This window comes from Bradyrhizobium sp. PSBB068 (assembly GCA_016839165.1).
Lineage (GTDB): Bacteria > Pseudomonadota > Alphaproteobacteria > Rhizobiales > Xanthobacteraceae > Bradyrhizobium.
Genome location: CP069300.1, coordinates 7,333,808 through 7,348,515, shown reverse-complemented (window position 1 = coordinate 7,348,515; position 14,708 = coordinate 7,333,808). Strand labels below are relative to the sequence as shown.

Below are 14,708 nucleotides of genomic sequence, written 5' to 3'. Positions count from 1 at the left end.
ACTCATCATGTGAGCCGCGGCGCGCGATGTCAAATCAGTCGCCTGATGGTCTGCTTGCGCCATACCAGGGCGTAATAGGCCATCTGCAGCAGGAACATGGTCGCGAAGGTGACCGGGTAGGCGATCCAGATGCCGGTGATGCCGATGGCCCGGCTGAGCACGATCGCGACCGGCACCTCGACCAGTGCGATCGCCAGGGTCGAGAGGAACAGCGGCATCCACACCGTGCCGCCGGCGCGCATCGCACCCGAGAACACCGTCGCCATGCCGAACAGCACCATGCTCCACAGCACGATGTAGAGCAGCTGCTGCGCGAGCGCGAGGACGGCACTGTCCCTGATGAAGAAGCCCATCAGCGGCCGCGCAAAGAGATAGCCGAGCACGACCAGCCCGCCGGTGAGCCACAAGTTCATCTCGATCCCGGTTCTGACGATGGCGCCGACCCGGTTGGAATCGCCGCGGCCGATCGCCTGCGCGCCGAAGATCGAGGTCGTGATGGCGATCGAGATCGCCGGAAACTGCACATAGCCGATCACCTGGTTGACCGCGCCATAGGCTGCGGTCGCGTCCGAGCCGAACCCGTTGACGAGGCCGAGCAGCACCAGTTCGGCGAGCGAGACCACCACCATGCCGATCGCTGTGGGAATGCCGAGCCGCAACACGATACGGAGCAGGGCACCGTTCGGCCGCATGGCGTGCAGGAATGCCGCGTCGAACGCGAGCGGATGCTTGTTCCGCAGCATGTGGACATGCAGCCAGAGCAATGTCACGACGCCCGAGACGGCGGAGGCGATCGCGGCGCTCGCGACGCCCAGCATCGGCAGCCCGAGCCAGCCGCGGATCAACGCGGGCGTCACCACGAGGCCGACGACGGTCGAGACCGTCAACGCCACCAGCGGCGTCACGGTGTCACCGACGCCACGCATCATCGCCGCGAGCAGCAGGAACGCGAAGGTCACCGGCATCGTAATCATCATGATCCGCGCATAGGACACCGCGGCGTCGAGGACGTCAGGCGGCGTGGCGAGCGCGATCAGGAGCGGGCGGGCGAACAGGCCGCCTGCGATCGCAATCGCAAGCGCCAGCAGCAGCGTCACGGTCATGGTCGTGCCGGCAACGGCCTTCACCCGTTCGGGCTCACCGGCGCCCCAGGCCTGGCCGATCATGACGGAGGCACCCGCGCTGAGGCCGATCACGAAGGAGATGAAGAAGAACATCACCGGGAAGAACACCGACGCCGCGGCCAGCGCGTCGACCCCGATCATCTGGCCGAGATAGACGCCGTTGATGGTGCCGAACAGCGATTGCAGCACGTTGCTCAGCAGCATGGGCGCGAGGAAGAACAGGAAGGATCTGCGCAAGGAGGGAGGGTTGGACACGTTCAATTTCCGACGATGGGGGCTGGTGCGTTTTAGGTCAGGCGGCATACTCGCTACACCTCTCCCGCTTGCGGGGGAGGCCGGATCGCATCGGGGGCTCTCGCCACACGAAGAGTGTCGCGAGCGGCGAAACCCTCACCCCAACCTTCCCCCGCAAGCGGGAGAGGGGCGCAGCTCATTCGTGGCTGCTGTACATCATCGGTCGCTAATCCGCTTGATCGCTATAGGCGAGGCTGATCGCGTGGTCGCGGATATCGGCTGGCCAGTCCGCGATCAGCGTCGCAAAGCGGCGCCGGTCGTGCGCGAACAGCGCACGGATCGCCTCCTCGTAATGCGGCCGGTTGCCGCCCATTGTCGTCATGAAGCGATAGGCGGCTTCCTGCGCGCTGCGCGTGCGATCCTTGTCGCCGCTGGCGCGCCGCGCCTCGTCGACCAGCCTGCGGATCGCAACTGATGCGCCACCCTTCTGTTGCGCGAGCCAGTCCCAGTGCCGCGGCAACAGCGTGATCTCGCGCGCCACGACGCCGAGCTTCGGCCGACCGGGCCCGCGCGGCGCGGCCGGCGGCGCCGGCTCGTCGTCGAGCGGTCGGGCGTGCTTGGGCAACCGCGCCAGCACGTCGTCGACCGAGCCGCGGAAATCGATATCGACCAGGGCCGAGGTGCGGCCGTTGAACACCAGGACCGCGGCATCAGCGCGCCGGTCGAGCAGCTGCTTGGCGGCGCGGGCCACCTCAGGGAGGTCGCCGGCGGCGATGCGCTGCTCGCCTTCGAAAGCGACATAAGCAGGATTCATGGTAGAGCTCTCCGATTGCGCGACCCATTGCCCCGACAATTCCGGGCAATCGTGGTGCGCGGATCTCGACTTTCCCGTTCCCGGCTGGCACCAAGCGCCGCCCGATTGCACCGATAGTTCAGAGGACGCCCATGCTGACGGTTCATCACCTCAACAATTCCCGTTCGCAGCGCGTGCTGTGGCTGCTCGAGGAATTGGGCGTTCCTTACGAGATCGTGCGCTACCAGCGGCAGCCCGACATGCGGGCGCCGAAGGAGCTGCGCGCGATCCATCCGCTCGGCAAGTCGCCCGTCGTCACCGACAACGGCAACACCATCGCGGAATCCGGCGCGATCCTCGAATACATCATCGCGACCTACGGCAACGGCCGCCTGATCCCGCCGGCCGATACGCCCGAGCGGCTGCGCTACACCTATTGGCTGCACTACGCCGAGGGCTCGGCGATGACGCCGCTGCTGCTGAAGCTGCTGTTCACGCTGATGCCGAAGCGCGCGCCGGCGCTGCTGCGGCCGCTGGTGCGCAAGGTGTCCAACACGGCGCTGTCGACGCTGGTCAATCCGCAGCTCAAGCAGCACATGGCCTATTGGGAAGGCGAGCTCGGCAAGAGCGAATGGTTCGCCGGCAACGACTTCTCCGGCGCCGACATCCAGATGAGCTTTCCGCTGGAGGCGGCCGCCGCGCGCGGCGGGCTCGAGGACGGCCACCCCCGATGCGTCGCATTCCTCGAGCGCATCCACGCCCGCCCGGCCTATGCGCGGGCGTTGGAGAAGGGCGGGCCGTACGAGGTTGGTCGATAGATTCGCATTCATAGCCGGCAGCTCGGGTTTTGATGTCTCTATTTATATCCGGGTATTATTGCCACGTCAATAATGCCCGGGTATAAATGGCGTGCCCAAACCAAAAGGAGCCGCCATGAAGACCGAGGACCGCAAGCAGGCCATCGCCGACTACAAGAAGCGTGAGAGCGCAGCCGGCGTGTTCGCGATCCGCTGTCGCGCGACCGGCGCGGTCTGGGTCGGGCAGGCGCTCGATCTGGAAAAAATCCAGAACCGCATCTGGTTCACGCTGCGGATGGGCAATCATCGCAATGCCGAGCTGCAACGCGCCTGGGCGGCGCATGGCGCGGACAATCTGTCGCTCGAGACGTTGGAGCGGATCAAGGACGAGGAGCTCGCCTATGTGCGCGACACGCTGCTCAAGGAGCGCGTGGCGCACTGGCGCACGCAGTTAGATGCGGCTGCGGTGTAACCGTTTTGAGCATGATCTTTCCGGAAAACCGCTTCGCACTTTTCCGGATCATGCTTCAGGGCGACGGCAGTGCCTGCACGGTGACGCCGGGTGGCGGCACGTCGTCATCGGGGACGAAGAAATCCGACATCAGCGGCACCGAGGGATCGACGCGATAGGGCTCGAAGTCGCGCACGCCGTTGGCATAGAGCACCTTGTCGTCGATGCAGAAATGCCCGGTAAACTCGCGCGATGGCCGGGTGATGATCGCATAGGCCGCATCGCCCATGATCTCCGGCGTACGGCTCGCGCGCATCATGGCATCGCCACCGAGCAGATTGCCGACCGCGGCGGTCGCGATCGTGGTGCGCGGCCACAGCGCGTTGACGGCGACACCGGCCGATTTCAGCTCGCCGGCGAGCCCCAGCACGCACATGCTCATGCCGAATTTCGCCATCGTGTAGGCGGTCGAGTGCTCGAACCATTTGGTCTTCATGTCGAGCGGCGGCGACAGCATCAGGATGTGCGGGTTCTCCGCCTTCTTCAGGTGTGGAATGCAGTATTTCGAAACCATGAAGGTGCCGCGGGTGTTGATTCCCATCATGAGGTCGTAGCGTTTCATGTCGGTGGCCTGCGAATTGGTCAGGCTGATCGCGCTGGCATTGTTGACACAGACGTCGATGCCGCCGAACTCGGCAACCGTCTGCGCGATCGCCGCCATCACCTGCGCCTCGTCCCTGATGTCGCAGATCACAGGCAGCGCCTTACCGCCGGCGGCGCGGACCTCGTCGGCGGCAGTGTAGATCGTGCCCTTCAGCTTGGGATGCGGCTCGGCGGTCTTCGCCGCGATCGCAACATTGGCGCCGTCACGCGCCGCCCGCAGCGCGATCGCGAGCCCAATGCCGCGGCTCGCACCCGAGATGAACAGCGTCTTGCCTTTGAGCGATGTCATGAGAACCTCCTGTGAGGGAAGCACAAACCGACGGCTCCCTCTCCCCTTGTGGGAGAGGGTTGGGGGTGAGGGGTACCTCTCCGTACGGCATACTGCTTGGATAGACCGCGACCCCTCACCCGGATTGCATCTCTCGATGCAATCCGGCCTCTCCCACAAGGGGAGAGGCGAAGCGGAGCAAGCGGGACGGCCATCACATCACCTCACGTTCTACCCACCCGCATGCAACACGCGGCCGCGCGTTTCCGGCAGCGCGTAGGCGGCGATGAAGAACACGGCATAGGCCGCGACCGCGAAGATCGCGATCGCGTTGGCGAGCGTCGTCGTGGTCGACAGCGCGCCGACCAGGAACGGAAACAGCGCGCCGACGCCGCGGCCGAAATTGTAGCAGAAGCCCTGGCCTGAGCCGCGCAGCCGGGTCGGATACAGCTCGGTCAGGAATGCGCCCATGCCGGAGAAGTAACCCGAGGCAAAGAAGCCGAGCGGGAAGCCCAGCACCCACAGCACCTCGTTGGACAGCGGCAATTGGGTATAGAGCAGCACCACCGCGATGGCGCCGATCGAGAAGATCAGGAACAAATTGCGCCGGCCGATCCGGTCGGCAAGCCAGGCGCCGACCAGGTAGCCGATGAAGGAGCCGATGATCAGCGTCGCGAGATAGCCGGTCGAGCCGACCACGGAGAGCTTCCGCTCGGTGGTCAGGAAGCGCGGCACCCAGAAGGTGATGGCGTAGTAGCCGCCCTGCATGCCGGTGCCGACCAGCGAGGCCAGCAGGGTGGTCTTCAGGATCGGTCCCTGGAATATCTCCCATAGCGCGGCGGGTCCGGTGCCGGACGCCTGCTGCTGCGCCATGGTCGCGGCGGAGATCTCCGGCTCGGTGACATAGCGGCGCAGATAGAACACCAGCAGCGCCGGCAGCGCGCCGATCACGAACATCCAGCGCCAGGCGTTTTCCGCCGGCAGGACCGAGAACAGGATCGCCTGCGCCAGCACCGCAAGGCCCCAGCCGATCGCCCAGCCCGACTGCACCGAGCCGACCGCGCGGCCGCGATATTGCGGGCGGATGGCCTCGCCGATCAGCACCGCGCCGGCCGCCCATTCGCCGCCGAAGCCGAGGCCGAGCAGCGCGCGGGCGATCAGCAGCTGGTCGAAATTCTGCACCACGGCGCAGACCAGCGAAAAGAACGAGAACCAGATGATGGTGAGCTGCAGCGTCTTCACCCGCCCGATCCGGTCGGAGAGATAGCCGCCGAGCCAGCCGCCGACCGCGGAGGCCAGCAGCGTCACGGTACCGGCGAGCCCGGCGGTGCCGGCATCGACTTTCCACAGCGTGATGATGGTGCCGATCACAAGCGGATAGATCATGAAATCCATGCCGTCGAGCGTCCAGCCCGAGGCGCAGGCCCAGAACGTGCGCCGCTCCTGCAAATTCATGTCGCGGTAGAAGGCGAGGAGGCTGGTGTCCTCGATCTCTGCGACTTCGATCGTTTTGGATTCGGCCGTGCTCATGCGCGTTCCCCGGAGAAATCTTTCACCGGCTGTTTGCGATCCGCGGCCGGAGTTGCGCGGATCGCCAATCTATCGCGATGTCACAGGCAGAGCAAAGCCGCCTTTAGTACCCGGCGGCCTCTGAGCCTCGCGTGCGCGGATCCGGCGCGCCGAGCAGACCATTGGTCGTAACCACGATCGAGTTCGCGGAGGAGTAGCCGAGCGGCTCGACCAGCTTGTGCCCTTTGGCCTTCAGCTCGGCCAGCACCTCGTCGGGAAAGCCGCGCTCGATCCGGACCTCGTCGGGCAGCCATTGATGGTGGATGCGGGGTGCCGCGACCGCGGCTGCGATGTCCATCCTGTAGTCGATGACGTCGACGATGATCTGCGTCACGGCTGATATGATGCGGCTGCCGCCGGGCGATCCGGTCACCAGCACCGGCTTGCCGTCCTTCAGCACGATGGTCGGCGACATCGACGACAGCGGGCGTTTGCCGGGTCCCGGCAGATTGGCCTCGAAGCCGACCAGCCCGAACGCGTTGGAGGCGCCGGGGGCGGCGGTGAAATCGTCGAGCTCGTTGTTGAGCAATACGCCGGTGCCCTCCGCAACCAGGCCGACGCCGTAGGGAAAATTCAGCGTGTAGGTGTTGCTGACGGCGTTGCCGCTGGCATCGACGACCGAATAATGCGTGGTGTTGTCGCCCTCATGCGGCTGCTTGGCGTTGCGCACGTCGGTCCAGGGCGTGGCCCGGGCAAGGTCGATGGTCGCGCGTTGCCTTGCGGCATAGTCCTTGTCGACCAGCAATTGCGTCGGCGCGTCGACGAAGGCGGGATCGCCGAGATAGCGGGCGCGATCGGCATAGGCCCGCTTCATCGCCTCGATCATGACATGCAGAGAGGCGGCCGAACCCTGCTTCATGTCGGACATCGGAAAGCCCTCGAGGATGTTGAGGATCTCCAGCAGCACCACGCCGCCGGACGAAGGCTGCGGCATCGAGACGATATCGTGGCCGCGATAGCTGCCGCGGATCGGCGCGCGGATCACCGGCTGGTAGGATTTCAGATCGGCAAGCGTGAAGATGCCGCCGGCATTCTTGATCCCGCTGACCAGCTTTTCGGCAACCGCGCCTTCGTAGAAGCCGCGCGGTCCCTGTTCGGCGATCGCGGTCAGTACGCCGGCGAGATCGCCCTGGATCAGGCGGTCACCCTCATGCAGCGGTGTGCCGTCGGCGTGCGAGAACGCCCTGGCCGAATTCGGCCAGCGCGACATCCGGCGATACATGTCGGACAGCGTATCGGACGTATCATCGGTGACGATGAAGCCGTCGCGCGCCAGGTCGATCGCGGGTTTGAGGATCTGCGCCAGTGTGAATTTGCCCGAGCCGTATTTCTCCAGCGCCAGCGCAAGGCCTGCGACCGTGCCGGGCACGCCGATCGCAAGCGCGGAGTTGCGCGATTTGTCGGGATCGGGCTTGCCCTCGGCATTGAGGAACATGTCGCGCGTTGCAGCTTGCGGCGCGGTCTCGCGATAGTCGATCGCGACATCTTCATTGTGGCCGGCGAGATGGATCACCATGAAACCGCCGCCGCCGATATTGCCGGCGCGCGGATAGGTCACCGCCATCGCAAAGCCGGTGGCGACCGCGGCGTCGACCGCATTGCCGCCCTGTCGCAGGATGTCGGCGCCGACCCGCGCCGCGAGTTTCTCCTGCGCCACCACCATGCCGCTTTCGGCGTGAATACTGCTGGTCGTATCAGTGGCTGAAGGCTCGTAGGCGCGGCGCTGGACCTGACCGAGGGCGGGCGCAGCGATGCCGATTACCAGGAGAGCGGCAAACAGCCGCCGCGACATCGTTGCTGTCAGCGCCATCGAAGTGTCCTGCCCTGTTGGTCGCCGTATCAGCAAAACCGGCTCATGCTATATGGGAACGGATCGAAGCGGCAAAAGCCTGCCTGTAGTTGAGCTCAAGGAATATCTTTCGCGATGACGGCAACACTGCAGACGGGCACCGGCGAAGCGAAGGCCACCACCAAGGTCTATCCCGGCCGCGCTGCCGTCATCAGCTGGATCTTCTTCGACTGGGCCGCGCAGCCTTACTTCACGCTGATCACGACCTTCGTGTTCGCTCCCTATTTCGCGAGCTTCGTCGCATCAGATGCCGCGAGCGGGCAGGCGCTGTGGGGCTTTGCGACTGCCGCGGCGGGGCTTGCGATCGCGCTGCTGTCGCCGCTGCTCGGTGCAATCGCCGATGCCAGCGGCCGGCGCAAGCCATGGATCGCGGTGTTCGGCGCGCTGCTCGTGATCGGCGCGAGCGCGATGTGGATCGGCAAGCCAGGCAATCCAGACATCATCCCGATGCTGCTGCTGGCCTACGCGATCGCCAGTGTCGGCGTCGAATTCGCGACCGTGTTCAATAATGCGATGATGCCGACGCTGGTGCCGCCCGACCGGATCGGGCGCCTCTCGGGCACCGGCTGGGCCACCGGCTATGTCGGCGGCATCCTCAGTCTCGTGTTGGTGCTCGGCTTCCTTGCCGCCAATGCGGAGACCGGCAAGACGCTGTTCGGCTTCACGCCGCTGTTCGGGCTCGATCCGGTCATGCACGAGGGCGACCGCATCACCGGGCCGCTGACCGGGCTGTGGTTCATCATCTTCGTGACGCCGATGTTCCTGTTCACGCCGGACTACCCGGCGAAGCGACCGATACGCGAGGCGCTCGGCGAAGGCCTGCGCGACCTCAGGGAATCATTGCGAAGCCTGCCGAAGCAGACATCGCTGGCGTGGTTCCTGCTGGCGAACATGATCTACACCGACGGGCTGGTCTCGCTGTTCGCGTTCGGCGGCATCTATGCCGCCGGCACGTTCGGCTGGGATACGATCCGGATCGGCACTTTCGGTATCATCCTCGCGATTGCCGGGACGTTCGGCGGCTGGATCGGCGGCAAGCTCGACGATGCGTTCGGGCCGAAGCGCGTGATCACCGGCAGCCTCATCATCCTGCTGTTTGCGATCGTCGTGATCCTCACCGTGAACAAGGATTCCATCCTGTTCATCCCGGTCGCGCCGCCGGTGCCCGGCGGTCCGTTGTTCGCGGGCGTGGCCGAGCGCGCCTATATCGTGCTGGGCTGCCTGATCGGGGCCACCGGCGCGCCGCTGCAGGCAGCCTCGCGCTCGCTCTTGATCCGCCTCGCGCCGAAGGATCGCATCGCGCAATATTTCGGCTTGTTTGCGCTGACGGGAAAGGTGACGTCGTTCATCGGCCCGCTGCTGATCGGTACGATCACCGCGGCCACCGCGAGCCAAAAAGCCGGCATGGCGGTGCTGGTGGGGTTTTTCGTGGTGGGACTGGCGCTGCTGGCGAGGGTGCGCCAGTAACTTACGATCGTCGTCCCGGCCAAGCGAAGCGCGAGCCGGGACCCATGACCACGGATGTTCAAAGTAGGCGTGCTGGAGCCCAACGCGTTCTAACAACGCACGCCTGTGATTATGGGTCCCTGCTCCCGTGCGCAATTGCGCACTAAAGCGCGATGATATTTGGTTGAATCGTCATCGCGCTTCAGCTCTTTGTTTGAGCATGATCTTTTCGAGAAACCGCTTCGCACGTTTCCGGATCATGCTTTTATCAGTGCAACCCGACCTGGCCGGCTTCCCAGCCGAGCATCGCCTGCTTTCGGGTGATACCCCAGTGGTAGCCGGTCAGTGCGCCGCTCTTGCCGAGGGCGCGGTGGCAGGGCACCACGAACGACACCGGGTTGCGGCCGACCGCGGCGCCGACGGCGCGCGAGGCCTTCGGGCTGTTGATGTTGCAGGCGATGTCGGAATAGCTCACCGCGCGGCCCATCGGGATCTTGAGCAGCGTTTCCCACACCCGCACCTCGAAGTCGGTGCCGATCAGAACGACGCGCAGCGGCTGGTCCGCCCGCCATAACCGCGTGTCGAACACGCGCTGCGCCAAAGCGGTGGTGCCGTCGGTGTCCTCGACATAGGTCGCGTTTGGCCAGCGCCGCTTCATGTCGGCGAAGGCGGTCTGCTCGTCGCCGGGGTCGGCGAAGGCAAGACCTGCGAGCCCGCGGTCCGTCGCGATCACGATCGCGGTGCCGAACGGCGAGGGGTGGAAGCCGTAGCGCAGCGTCATGCCGCCGCCGCCGGTCTTCCATTCGCCCGGCGACATCGCCTCATGGGTGACGAACAGATCGTGCAGCCGTCCCGGTCCGGATAGGCCGGAGTCGAGCGCCGCGTCGAGCACGCTGGCGGAATCGCGCAACAGGTTCTTGGCGTGGTCCAGCGTCAGCGCCTGCATGAAGGCTTTCGGCGTCAGCCCGGCCCAGCGGCGGAACAGATGGTGCAGTTCATCCGGCGTGACGGCGGCGGCATCGGCCATCGCTTCGATGGTCGGCTGCGTCCGCCAATGCTCCGAGATGAACGCGATGGCGCGCCGCACCGAGTCATAGTCGCGCAGCGCGGCGTTCTGGAGGCCCGGCTTGGCCAGGCGCTGGTCGTGTATGGCGAGTGTCATCATGGTGTCTGATTTAGGAGCCATGGCGCATCCAAACCACCCGATTTCCGACAAGCGCGATTAGACGACGGGGTTGTAAGTGGGGCCGCGCTTCGCGGTGTTCAACGCCGTGGTCAAGGCCTTGGAAAAACTGGCCTTTTCGTCCGGGCTCAGGAAGCTGCCGACGCTGACCCGGCGGCCCCGGGAGACCAGATAAAGCCGCTCGATGCCGAACTCCTCGTGCGAGATCTGCTCGAACCGCACCCACAGCGGATTGAGCACCCATTCGGCGACTTGGCCGCGGTGGCTGATCCTGCGCACCCGCAGCTCCGAGGGCGTGACGGTGATCTCCTCGCTCGCTTTGGCGGTGCGGAAATTGACCTTGAAGGCCCAATAGATCACCAGCACGTCGAGGCCGAAGAAGCCGAAGATCGGCCAGGCGCCGAGCCACCAGAACACCGCGCCGGCGACGAAGCTGATCACCGTGACGAGCGACATCAGCACGATGAAGCCGGTGCGATTCAGCGAGCGATGCGGTGTCAGCAGCGCCGAGAACAGCTTTGGCTCGGCCTCGGTGCCGGCCGCCTCGGCGTCGTTCGCGGGATCAAAATCGTTGCCTGCAGTCATGACGTATCAGTATATCCCGTTCATGGCCAAAATCATCCGCTCTCAGCGCGCCGGCACCTCAAGCGTTCGGTCGGCGCCGAAGAAGAAAGTCGCGAAAGCGGCAAAGCCGCTGTCCAAAGGCACGGCAAAGAAGGCGCCCGCAAAAAAGGCCGCCAGGAAGGCTGCAAAGCCGAAGCCGTGGACGGCGGAGGAGGTCTACGAGGCCTTCGATCGGTTCCGCAAGGCCAATCCCGAGCCGAAGGGCGAGCTCGAGCACCTCAACCCCTACACGCTGCTGGTTGCAGTGGTGCTGTCGGCGCAGGCGACCGACGCCGGCGTCAACAAGGCGACGCGGCCGCTGTTCGAGGTCGCCGACACGCCGGAGAAGATGCTCGAGCTCGGCGAAGAAAAGGTCCGCGACTACATCAAGACCATCGGGCTCTATCGCAACAAGGCCAAGAACGTCATCGCGCTATCGGAGAAGCTGATCGCCGAATTCGGCGGCGAGGTGCCGCGCACCCGCGCTGAAATCGAATCATTGCCCGGCGCCGGCCGCAAGACTGCGAATGTCGTGCTCAACATGGCGTTCGGCGAACGCACGATGGCGGTCGACACCCACGTGTTTCGCGTCGGCAACCGCACCGGGCTCGCGCCCGGCAAGACGCCGCTCGAGGTCGAGCTCGGATTGGAGAAGGTGATCCCGACCGAGTTCATGCTGCACGCCCATCACTGGCTGATCCTGCATGGCCGCTACACCTGCCTCGCGCGCGGGCCGCGTTGCGAGGTATGTCTGATCAACGATCTCTGCCGGTGGCCGGAGAAGACCGTCTGAGCCATGATCGGCGTGGTGTGGTAAGAGGCTCGTCCGGCGTTCCGGTGCGTGACCGAGGAGTGTGGCGTGACAGAGCAGGTTCAAGAGGGTTCACCACGAGTCACCCAACCGGCTCTTGCTCCGGCGACAGCGCCAGACGCACCGAAATCTGCGACCAGGGGTTTCTGGCGCCGGTTCGCGATTCCGCTGTTTGCAGTGCTCGTCGCGCTCGCCTTCGTCGTCGTGGCGACCTCGCGCTGGAACGCGTGGGTCGGCAGCGCGACGATCCAGACCACCGATGATGCCTATGTCCGGGCCGAGCTCACCCAGCTCTCGAGCCGCGTTTCGGGCGAGGTGTTGACCGTCGCCGTCTCCGATTTCCAGCGCGTCAAGGCCGGCGATCTCCTGGTGCAGATCGATCCTGCCGATTACCAGGCGCAGGTCGCGCAGGCGGAGGCTGGCGTGGTCGGCGCGCAGGCCGCCCTCGACAACCTCAACAACCAGGTCGAGCTGCAATATGCGACGATCGCACAGGCCGAGGCCTCGCGACTGTCCGCTGAGGCACAGCAGACCCTGGCGCGCCAGGAGCAGGAGCGTCAGCAGTCGCTCTCGCAAACCGATGCCGGCACGCGGCAGCGCCTCGAGCAGGCGACCGCATCCTACGCCAAGTCGGAGGCCGACGTGCAGGCCAGCCGCGCGGTGATCGCGGCGCAGCGTCATCAGCTCGAGGTCCTGCAAGGCACCAAGAAGCAGCGCGCCGCCGATCTCGACGCCGCCAAGGCCCTGCTTGCGTCCGCCAAGCTCAAGCTCGGCTACACCAGGATCGCCGCGCCGTTCGACGGCGTCACCGGCGAGCGCCAGGTGCAGCCCGGCGATTACGTCAACATCGGCACCAACCTGGTCAATGTCGTGCCGCTGCCGAACGTCTATGTGATCGCCAATTACAAGGAGACCCAGCTGACCAACGTCAAGCCGGGTCAGCCGGTCGCGGTCACCGTGGATACATTCTCCGGCCAGACGCTGCGCGGCATCGTCGAGCGCATCGCGCCGGCGAGCGGATCGCAATTCGCGCTGCTGCCGCCCGACAACGCAACCGGCAACTTCACCAAGGTGGTGCAGCGGATTCCGGTGCGGATCCAGTTCGACAAGGGCCAGCCATTGCTCGATCGCCTGCTGCCCGGCATGTCGGTCGTGACGAGGATCAACACCGGCGAGGCGGTCGCCAATGCCGGAAAGTGATGACCCTGATCGCGGCCCGGTCTCGCGCGGCGACGTCGCGCGCTATCCGCTGTTCGCGGTCGTCGCCGTGCTGCTCGGCGCGTTCCTGGCGAATTTCGACAGCCGCCTGACCACGGTCGGGCTGCCCGATCTGCGCGGCGCGTTCTCGCTCACTTTCGACGAGGGCGCCTGGCTCTCGACCGCTGCGATCGGCTCGCAGATCTTCGTGGCGCCCGCGGTGGCCTGGCTCGCCACCGTGTTCGGCCTGCGCCGCGTGCTCGGCATTCCGAGCCTCATCTATGCCGTGGTCTCGCTGACCATCCCGTTCGTGCGCGACTACACGGCGCTGATCGCGCTCAGCATCGCGCACGGTATGCTGCTCGGCACCTTCGTGCCGGCGACGCTGATGATCATCCTGCGCAACCTGCCGATCCGCTGGTGGGTGCCGGGGATCGCGTTGTATTCGATCCGCGTCGGCTTCGCGCTGGACTCGTCGAGCTCGCTGGTCGGCTTCTATGTCGAGCATCTGGGCTGGCAGTGGCTGTACTGGCAGGGCGTGGTGATCGCGCCGCTGATGGGCCTGATGGTCTATCTCGGCACGCCGAAGGAGCCGGTCAATCGCGACCTGCTGCACCATGCCGATTGGGGCGGTATGCTGCTGCTCGGCGCCGGCGTCGCGATGGTCTATGCCGGGCTCGACCAGGGCAACCGGCTGGACTGGCTGTCGTCGGGCACCGTGATGGCGCTATTGATCGGGGGCGGGCTGTTGATCATCGCCTTCGTGATCAACGAGATGGTCGCGCCCCGGCCCTGGGCGCATTTCAACGTGCTGTGCTCGCGCAACATCGGGCTCTCGCTGATCGTCATCCTGCTGTACACGCTGACCAGCCTGTCGAACTCGTCGCTGGTGCCGAATTTCCTCGGCAGCGTCGGCGCGCTGCGGCCGGAGCAGTCGGGCGTGCTGCTGTTCACCTATGGCGCGCTGCCGATGTTCGTGCTGGTGCCGATCTCAATCGTCCTGCTCCGCCATCTCGATCCGCGCGTCGTCGTGGTGTTCGGATTCTCGGCCTTCGCGGCCGCCAATCTCTGGGGCACGCAGCTGAGCCACGTCTGGGCGCGGGAGGATTTCACGGGCATCGTCCTGCTCACGTCGGTGGGGCAGGCGCTGACGCTGCTGCCGATCATCATCATGGCGCTGTCGAACTCCGACCCGTCGCGGGCGACCGCGTTCGCGGCCTATATCCAGATCATGCGGCTCGGCGGCGCCGAGATCGGCATCGCATTGATGGGAACCTGGCTGCGCGTCCGTGAGCAGATTCATTCGAATTATCTCGGACAGCATGTCCAGGGCGGCGACGTCGACGTCGTGAATCTGCTGAAGCGGCTGGCGGGTGAATTTTCCAGTCACGGCATGGGGACGGCGATGGGGCGGGCCGTCGGCACGCTGGCGGCGCTAGTGCAGCGCGAAGCCAACACGCTCGCCTATATTGACGGCTTCTGGCTGTGCTTCTGGCTCGCGATCGCGGCGCTGGTCCTCGTCGCCTTCATCACCCGCGCGCCGCAGGGCCCGCTGTCGCCGGTGTCGCTTGGTTTCATGAAGAATCTGCTGCGCAGGCCCGGCGCCGCCGCTTCCTGATCTGGCGAAAGGCGCAGCCCGGATGTCGCCGGCGGCGTGCTGCCGGAGTCAATTTATAGTGACTGCCGCGCTCTCTCTATCGCGCCGGTGCCTGAAATATTT

13 protein-coding genes are annotated in these 14,708 nt (G+C 65.5%); 6 read left to right on the top strand and 7 right to left on the bottom strand.

What is annotated here, in order from left to right; genetic code table 11:
• Positions 1–29 precede the first annotated feature (29 nt).
• A complete protein-coding gene (locus tag JQ507_34070; GenBank protein ID QRI69805.1) occupies positions 30–1,385 on the bottom strand; it encodes an MATE family efflux transporter in 1,356 nt (451 codons plus the stop codon).
• Positions 1,386–1,584: 199 nt separating this feature from the next.
• Positions 1,585–2,172 (bottom strand): DUF2239 family protein, encoded by a 588-nt coding sequence (locus tag JQ507_34065; protein ID QRI69804.1) that lies wholly within the window; start codon positions 2,170–2,172, stop codon positions 1,585–1,587.
• A 131-nt stretch (positions 2,173–2,303) separates the two neighbouring features.
• Here JQ507_34065 and JQ507_34060 point away from each other — a divergent pair, with 131 nt between their 5' ends.
• A complete protein-coding gene (locus tag JQ507_34060; GenBank protein QRI69803.1) occupies positions 2,304–2,969 on the top strand; it encodes a glutathione S-transferase in 666 nt (221 codons plus the stop codon).
• A gap of 115 nt (positions 2,970–3,084) precedes the next feature.
• Complete coding sequence (locus JQ507_34055; protein ID QRI69802.1) at positions 3,085–3,420, top strand: GIY-YIG nuclease family protein; 336 nt, start codon at positions 3,085–3,087, stop codon at positions 3,418–3,420.
• Between the two features lie 55 nt (positions 3,421–3,475).
• Here the strand turns inward: JQ507_34055 and JQ507_34050 are convergent, their stop codons facing one another.
• From JQ507_34050 to ggt, 3 genes are all read right to left on the bottom strand, one after another.
• Positions 3,476–4,351: an NAD(P)-dependent oxidoreductase gene (locus JQ507_34050; GenBank protein ID QRI69801.1), complete on the bottom strand. Its 876-nt coding sequence runs from the start codon at positions 4,349–4,351 to the stop codon at positions 3,476–3,478.
• 210 nt (positions 4,352–4,561) lie between these two features.
• Entirely contained in the window at positions 4,562–5,860 is a 1,299-nt protein-coding gene (locus JQ507_34045) for an MFS transporter (GenBank protein QRI69800.1), read from the bottom strand.
• Positions 5,861–5,963: 103 nt separating this feature from the next.
• Positions 5,964–7,709, bottom strand: a complete 1,746-nt coding sequence (gene ggt, locus JQ507_34040; protein QRI69799.1) for a gamma-glutamyltransferase — start codon at positions 7,707–7,709, stop codon at positions 5,964–5,966.
• Positions 7,710–7,823: 114 nt separating this feature from the next.
• On the opposite strand from ggt, the gene JQ507_34035 reads away from it, so the two are divergent.
• Positions 7,824–9,215, top strand: coding sequence for an MFS transporter (locus tag JQ507_34035; GenBank protein QRI69798.1), 1,392 nt, complete (start codon positions 7,824–7,826; stop codon positions 9,213–9,215).
• A 247-nt stretch (positions 9,216–9,462) separates the two neighbouring features.
• Here JQ507_34035 and JQ507_34030 read toward each other — a convergent pair whose 3' ends face one another.
• Both JQ507_34030 and JQ507_34025 read right to left on the bottom strand, forming a co-directional pair.
• A complete protein-coding gene (locus tag JQ507_34030; protein ID QRI73632.1) occupies positions 9,463–10,359 on the bottom strand; it encodes a bifunctional helix-turn-helix domain-containing protein/methylated-DNA--[protein]-cysteine S-methyltransferase in 897 nt (298 codons plus the stop codon).
• A 57-nt stretch (positions 10,360–10,416) separates the two neighbouring features.
• Positions 10,417–10,962 (bottom strand): DUF2244 domain-containing protein, encoded by a 546-nt coding sequence (locus JQ507_34025; protein QRI69797.1) that lies wholly within the window; start codon positions 10,960–10,962, stop codon positions 10,417–10,419.
• A 22-nt stretch (positions 10,963–10,984) separates the two neighbouring features.
• Here JQ507_34025 and nth point away from each other — a divergent pair, with 22 nt between their 5' ends.
• From nth to JQ507_34010, 3 genes are all read left to right on the top strand, one after another.
• Entirely contained in the window at positions 10,985–11,773 is a 789-nt protein-coding gene (gene nth, locus JQ507_34020; GenBank protein QRI69796.1) for an endonuclease III, read from the top strand.
• Positions 11,774–11,839: 66 nt separating this feature from the next.
• Positions 11,840–12,991, top strand: coding sequence for an HlyD family secretion protein (locus tag JQ507_34015; GenBank protein QRI69795.1), 1,152 nt, complete (start codon positions 11,840–11,842; stop codon positions 12,989–12,991).
• Entirely contained in the window at positions 12,978–14,606 is a 1,629-nt protein-coding gene (locus JQ507_34010) for an MFS transporter (GenBank protein ID QRI69794.1), read from the top strand. Before JQ507_34015 ends, JQ507_34010 begins: the two co-directional genes overlap by 14 nt.
• Positions 14,607–14,708 lie beyond the last annotated feature (102 nt).

Excerpts from the sequence above, each read along its gene's own strand:
- ggt (QRI69799.1), bottom strand. The coding sequence starts at position 7,709 with ATGGCGCTGACAGCAACGATGTCGCGGCGGCTGTTTGCCGCTCTCCTG.
- nth (QRI69796.1), top strand. The coding sequence starts at position 10,985 with ATGGCCAAAATCATCCGCTCTCAGCGCGCCGGCACCTCAAGCGTTCGG.
- JQ507_34050 (QRI69801.1), bottom strand. The coding sequence starts at position 4,351 with ATGACATCGCTCAAAGGCAAGACGCTGTTCATCTCGGGTGCGAGCCGC.
- JQ507_34045 (QRI69800.1), bottom strand. The coding sequence starts at position 5,860 with ATGAGCACGGCCGAATCCAAAACGATCGAAGTCGCAGAGATCGAGGAC.
- JQ507_34025 (QRI69797.1), bottom strand. The coding sequence starts at position 10,962 with ATGACTGCAGGCAACGATTTTGATCCCGCGAACGACGCCGAGGCGGCC.
- JQ507_34030 (QRI73632.1), bottom strand. The coding sequence starts at position 10,359 with ATGATGACACTCGCCATACACGACCAGCGCCTGGCCAAGCCGGGCCTC.
- JQ507_34035 (QRI69798.1), top strand. The coding sequence starts at position 7,824 with ATGACGGCAACACTGCAGACGGGCACCGGCGAAGCGAAGGCCACCACC.
- JQ507_34055 (QRI69802.1), top strand. The coding sequence starts at position 3,085 with ATGAAGACCGAGGACCGCAAGCAGGCCATCGCCGACTACAAGAAGCGT.
- JQ507_34060 (QRI69803.1), top strand. The coding sequence starts at position 2,304 with ATGCTGACGGTTCATCACCTCAACAATTCCCGTTCGCAGCGCGTGCTG.
- JQ507_34010 (QRI69794.1), top strand. The coding sequence starts at position 12,978 with ATGCCGGAAAGTGATGACCCTGATCGCGGCCCGGTCTCGCGCGGCGAC.
- JQ507_34065 (QRI69804.1), bottom strand. The coding sequence starts at position 2,172 with ATGAATCCTGCTTATGTCGCTTTCGAAGGCGAGCAGCGCATCGCCGCC.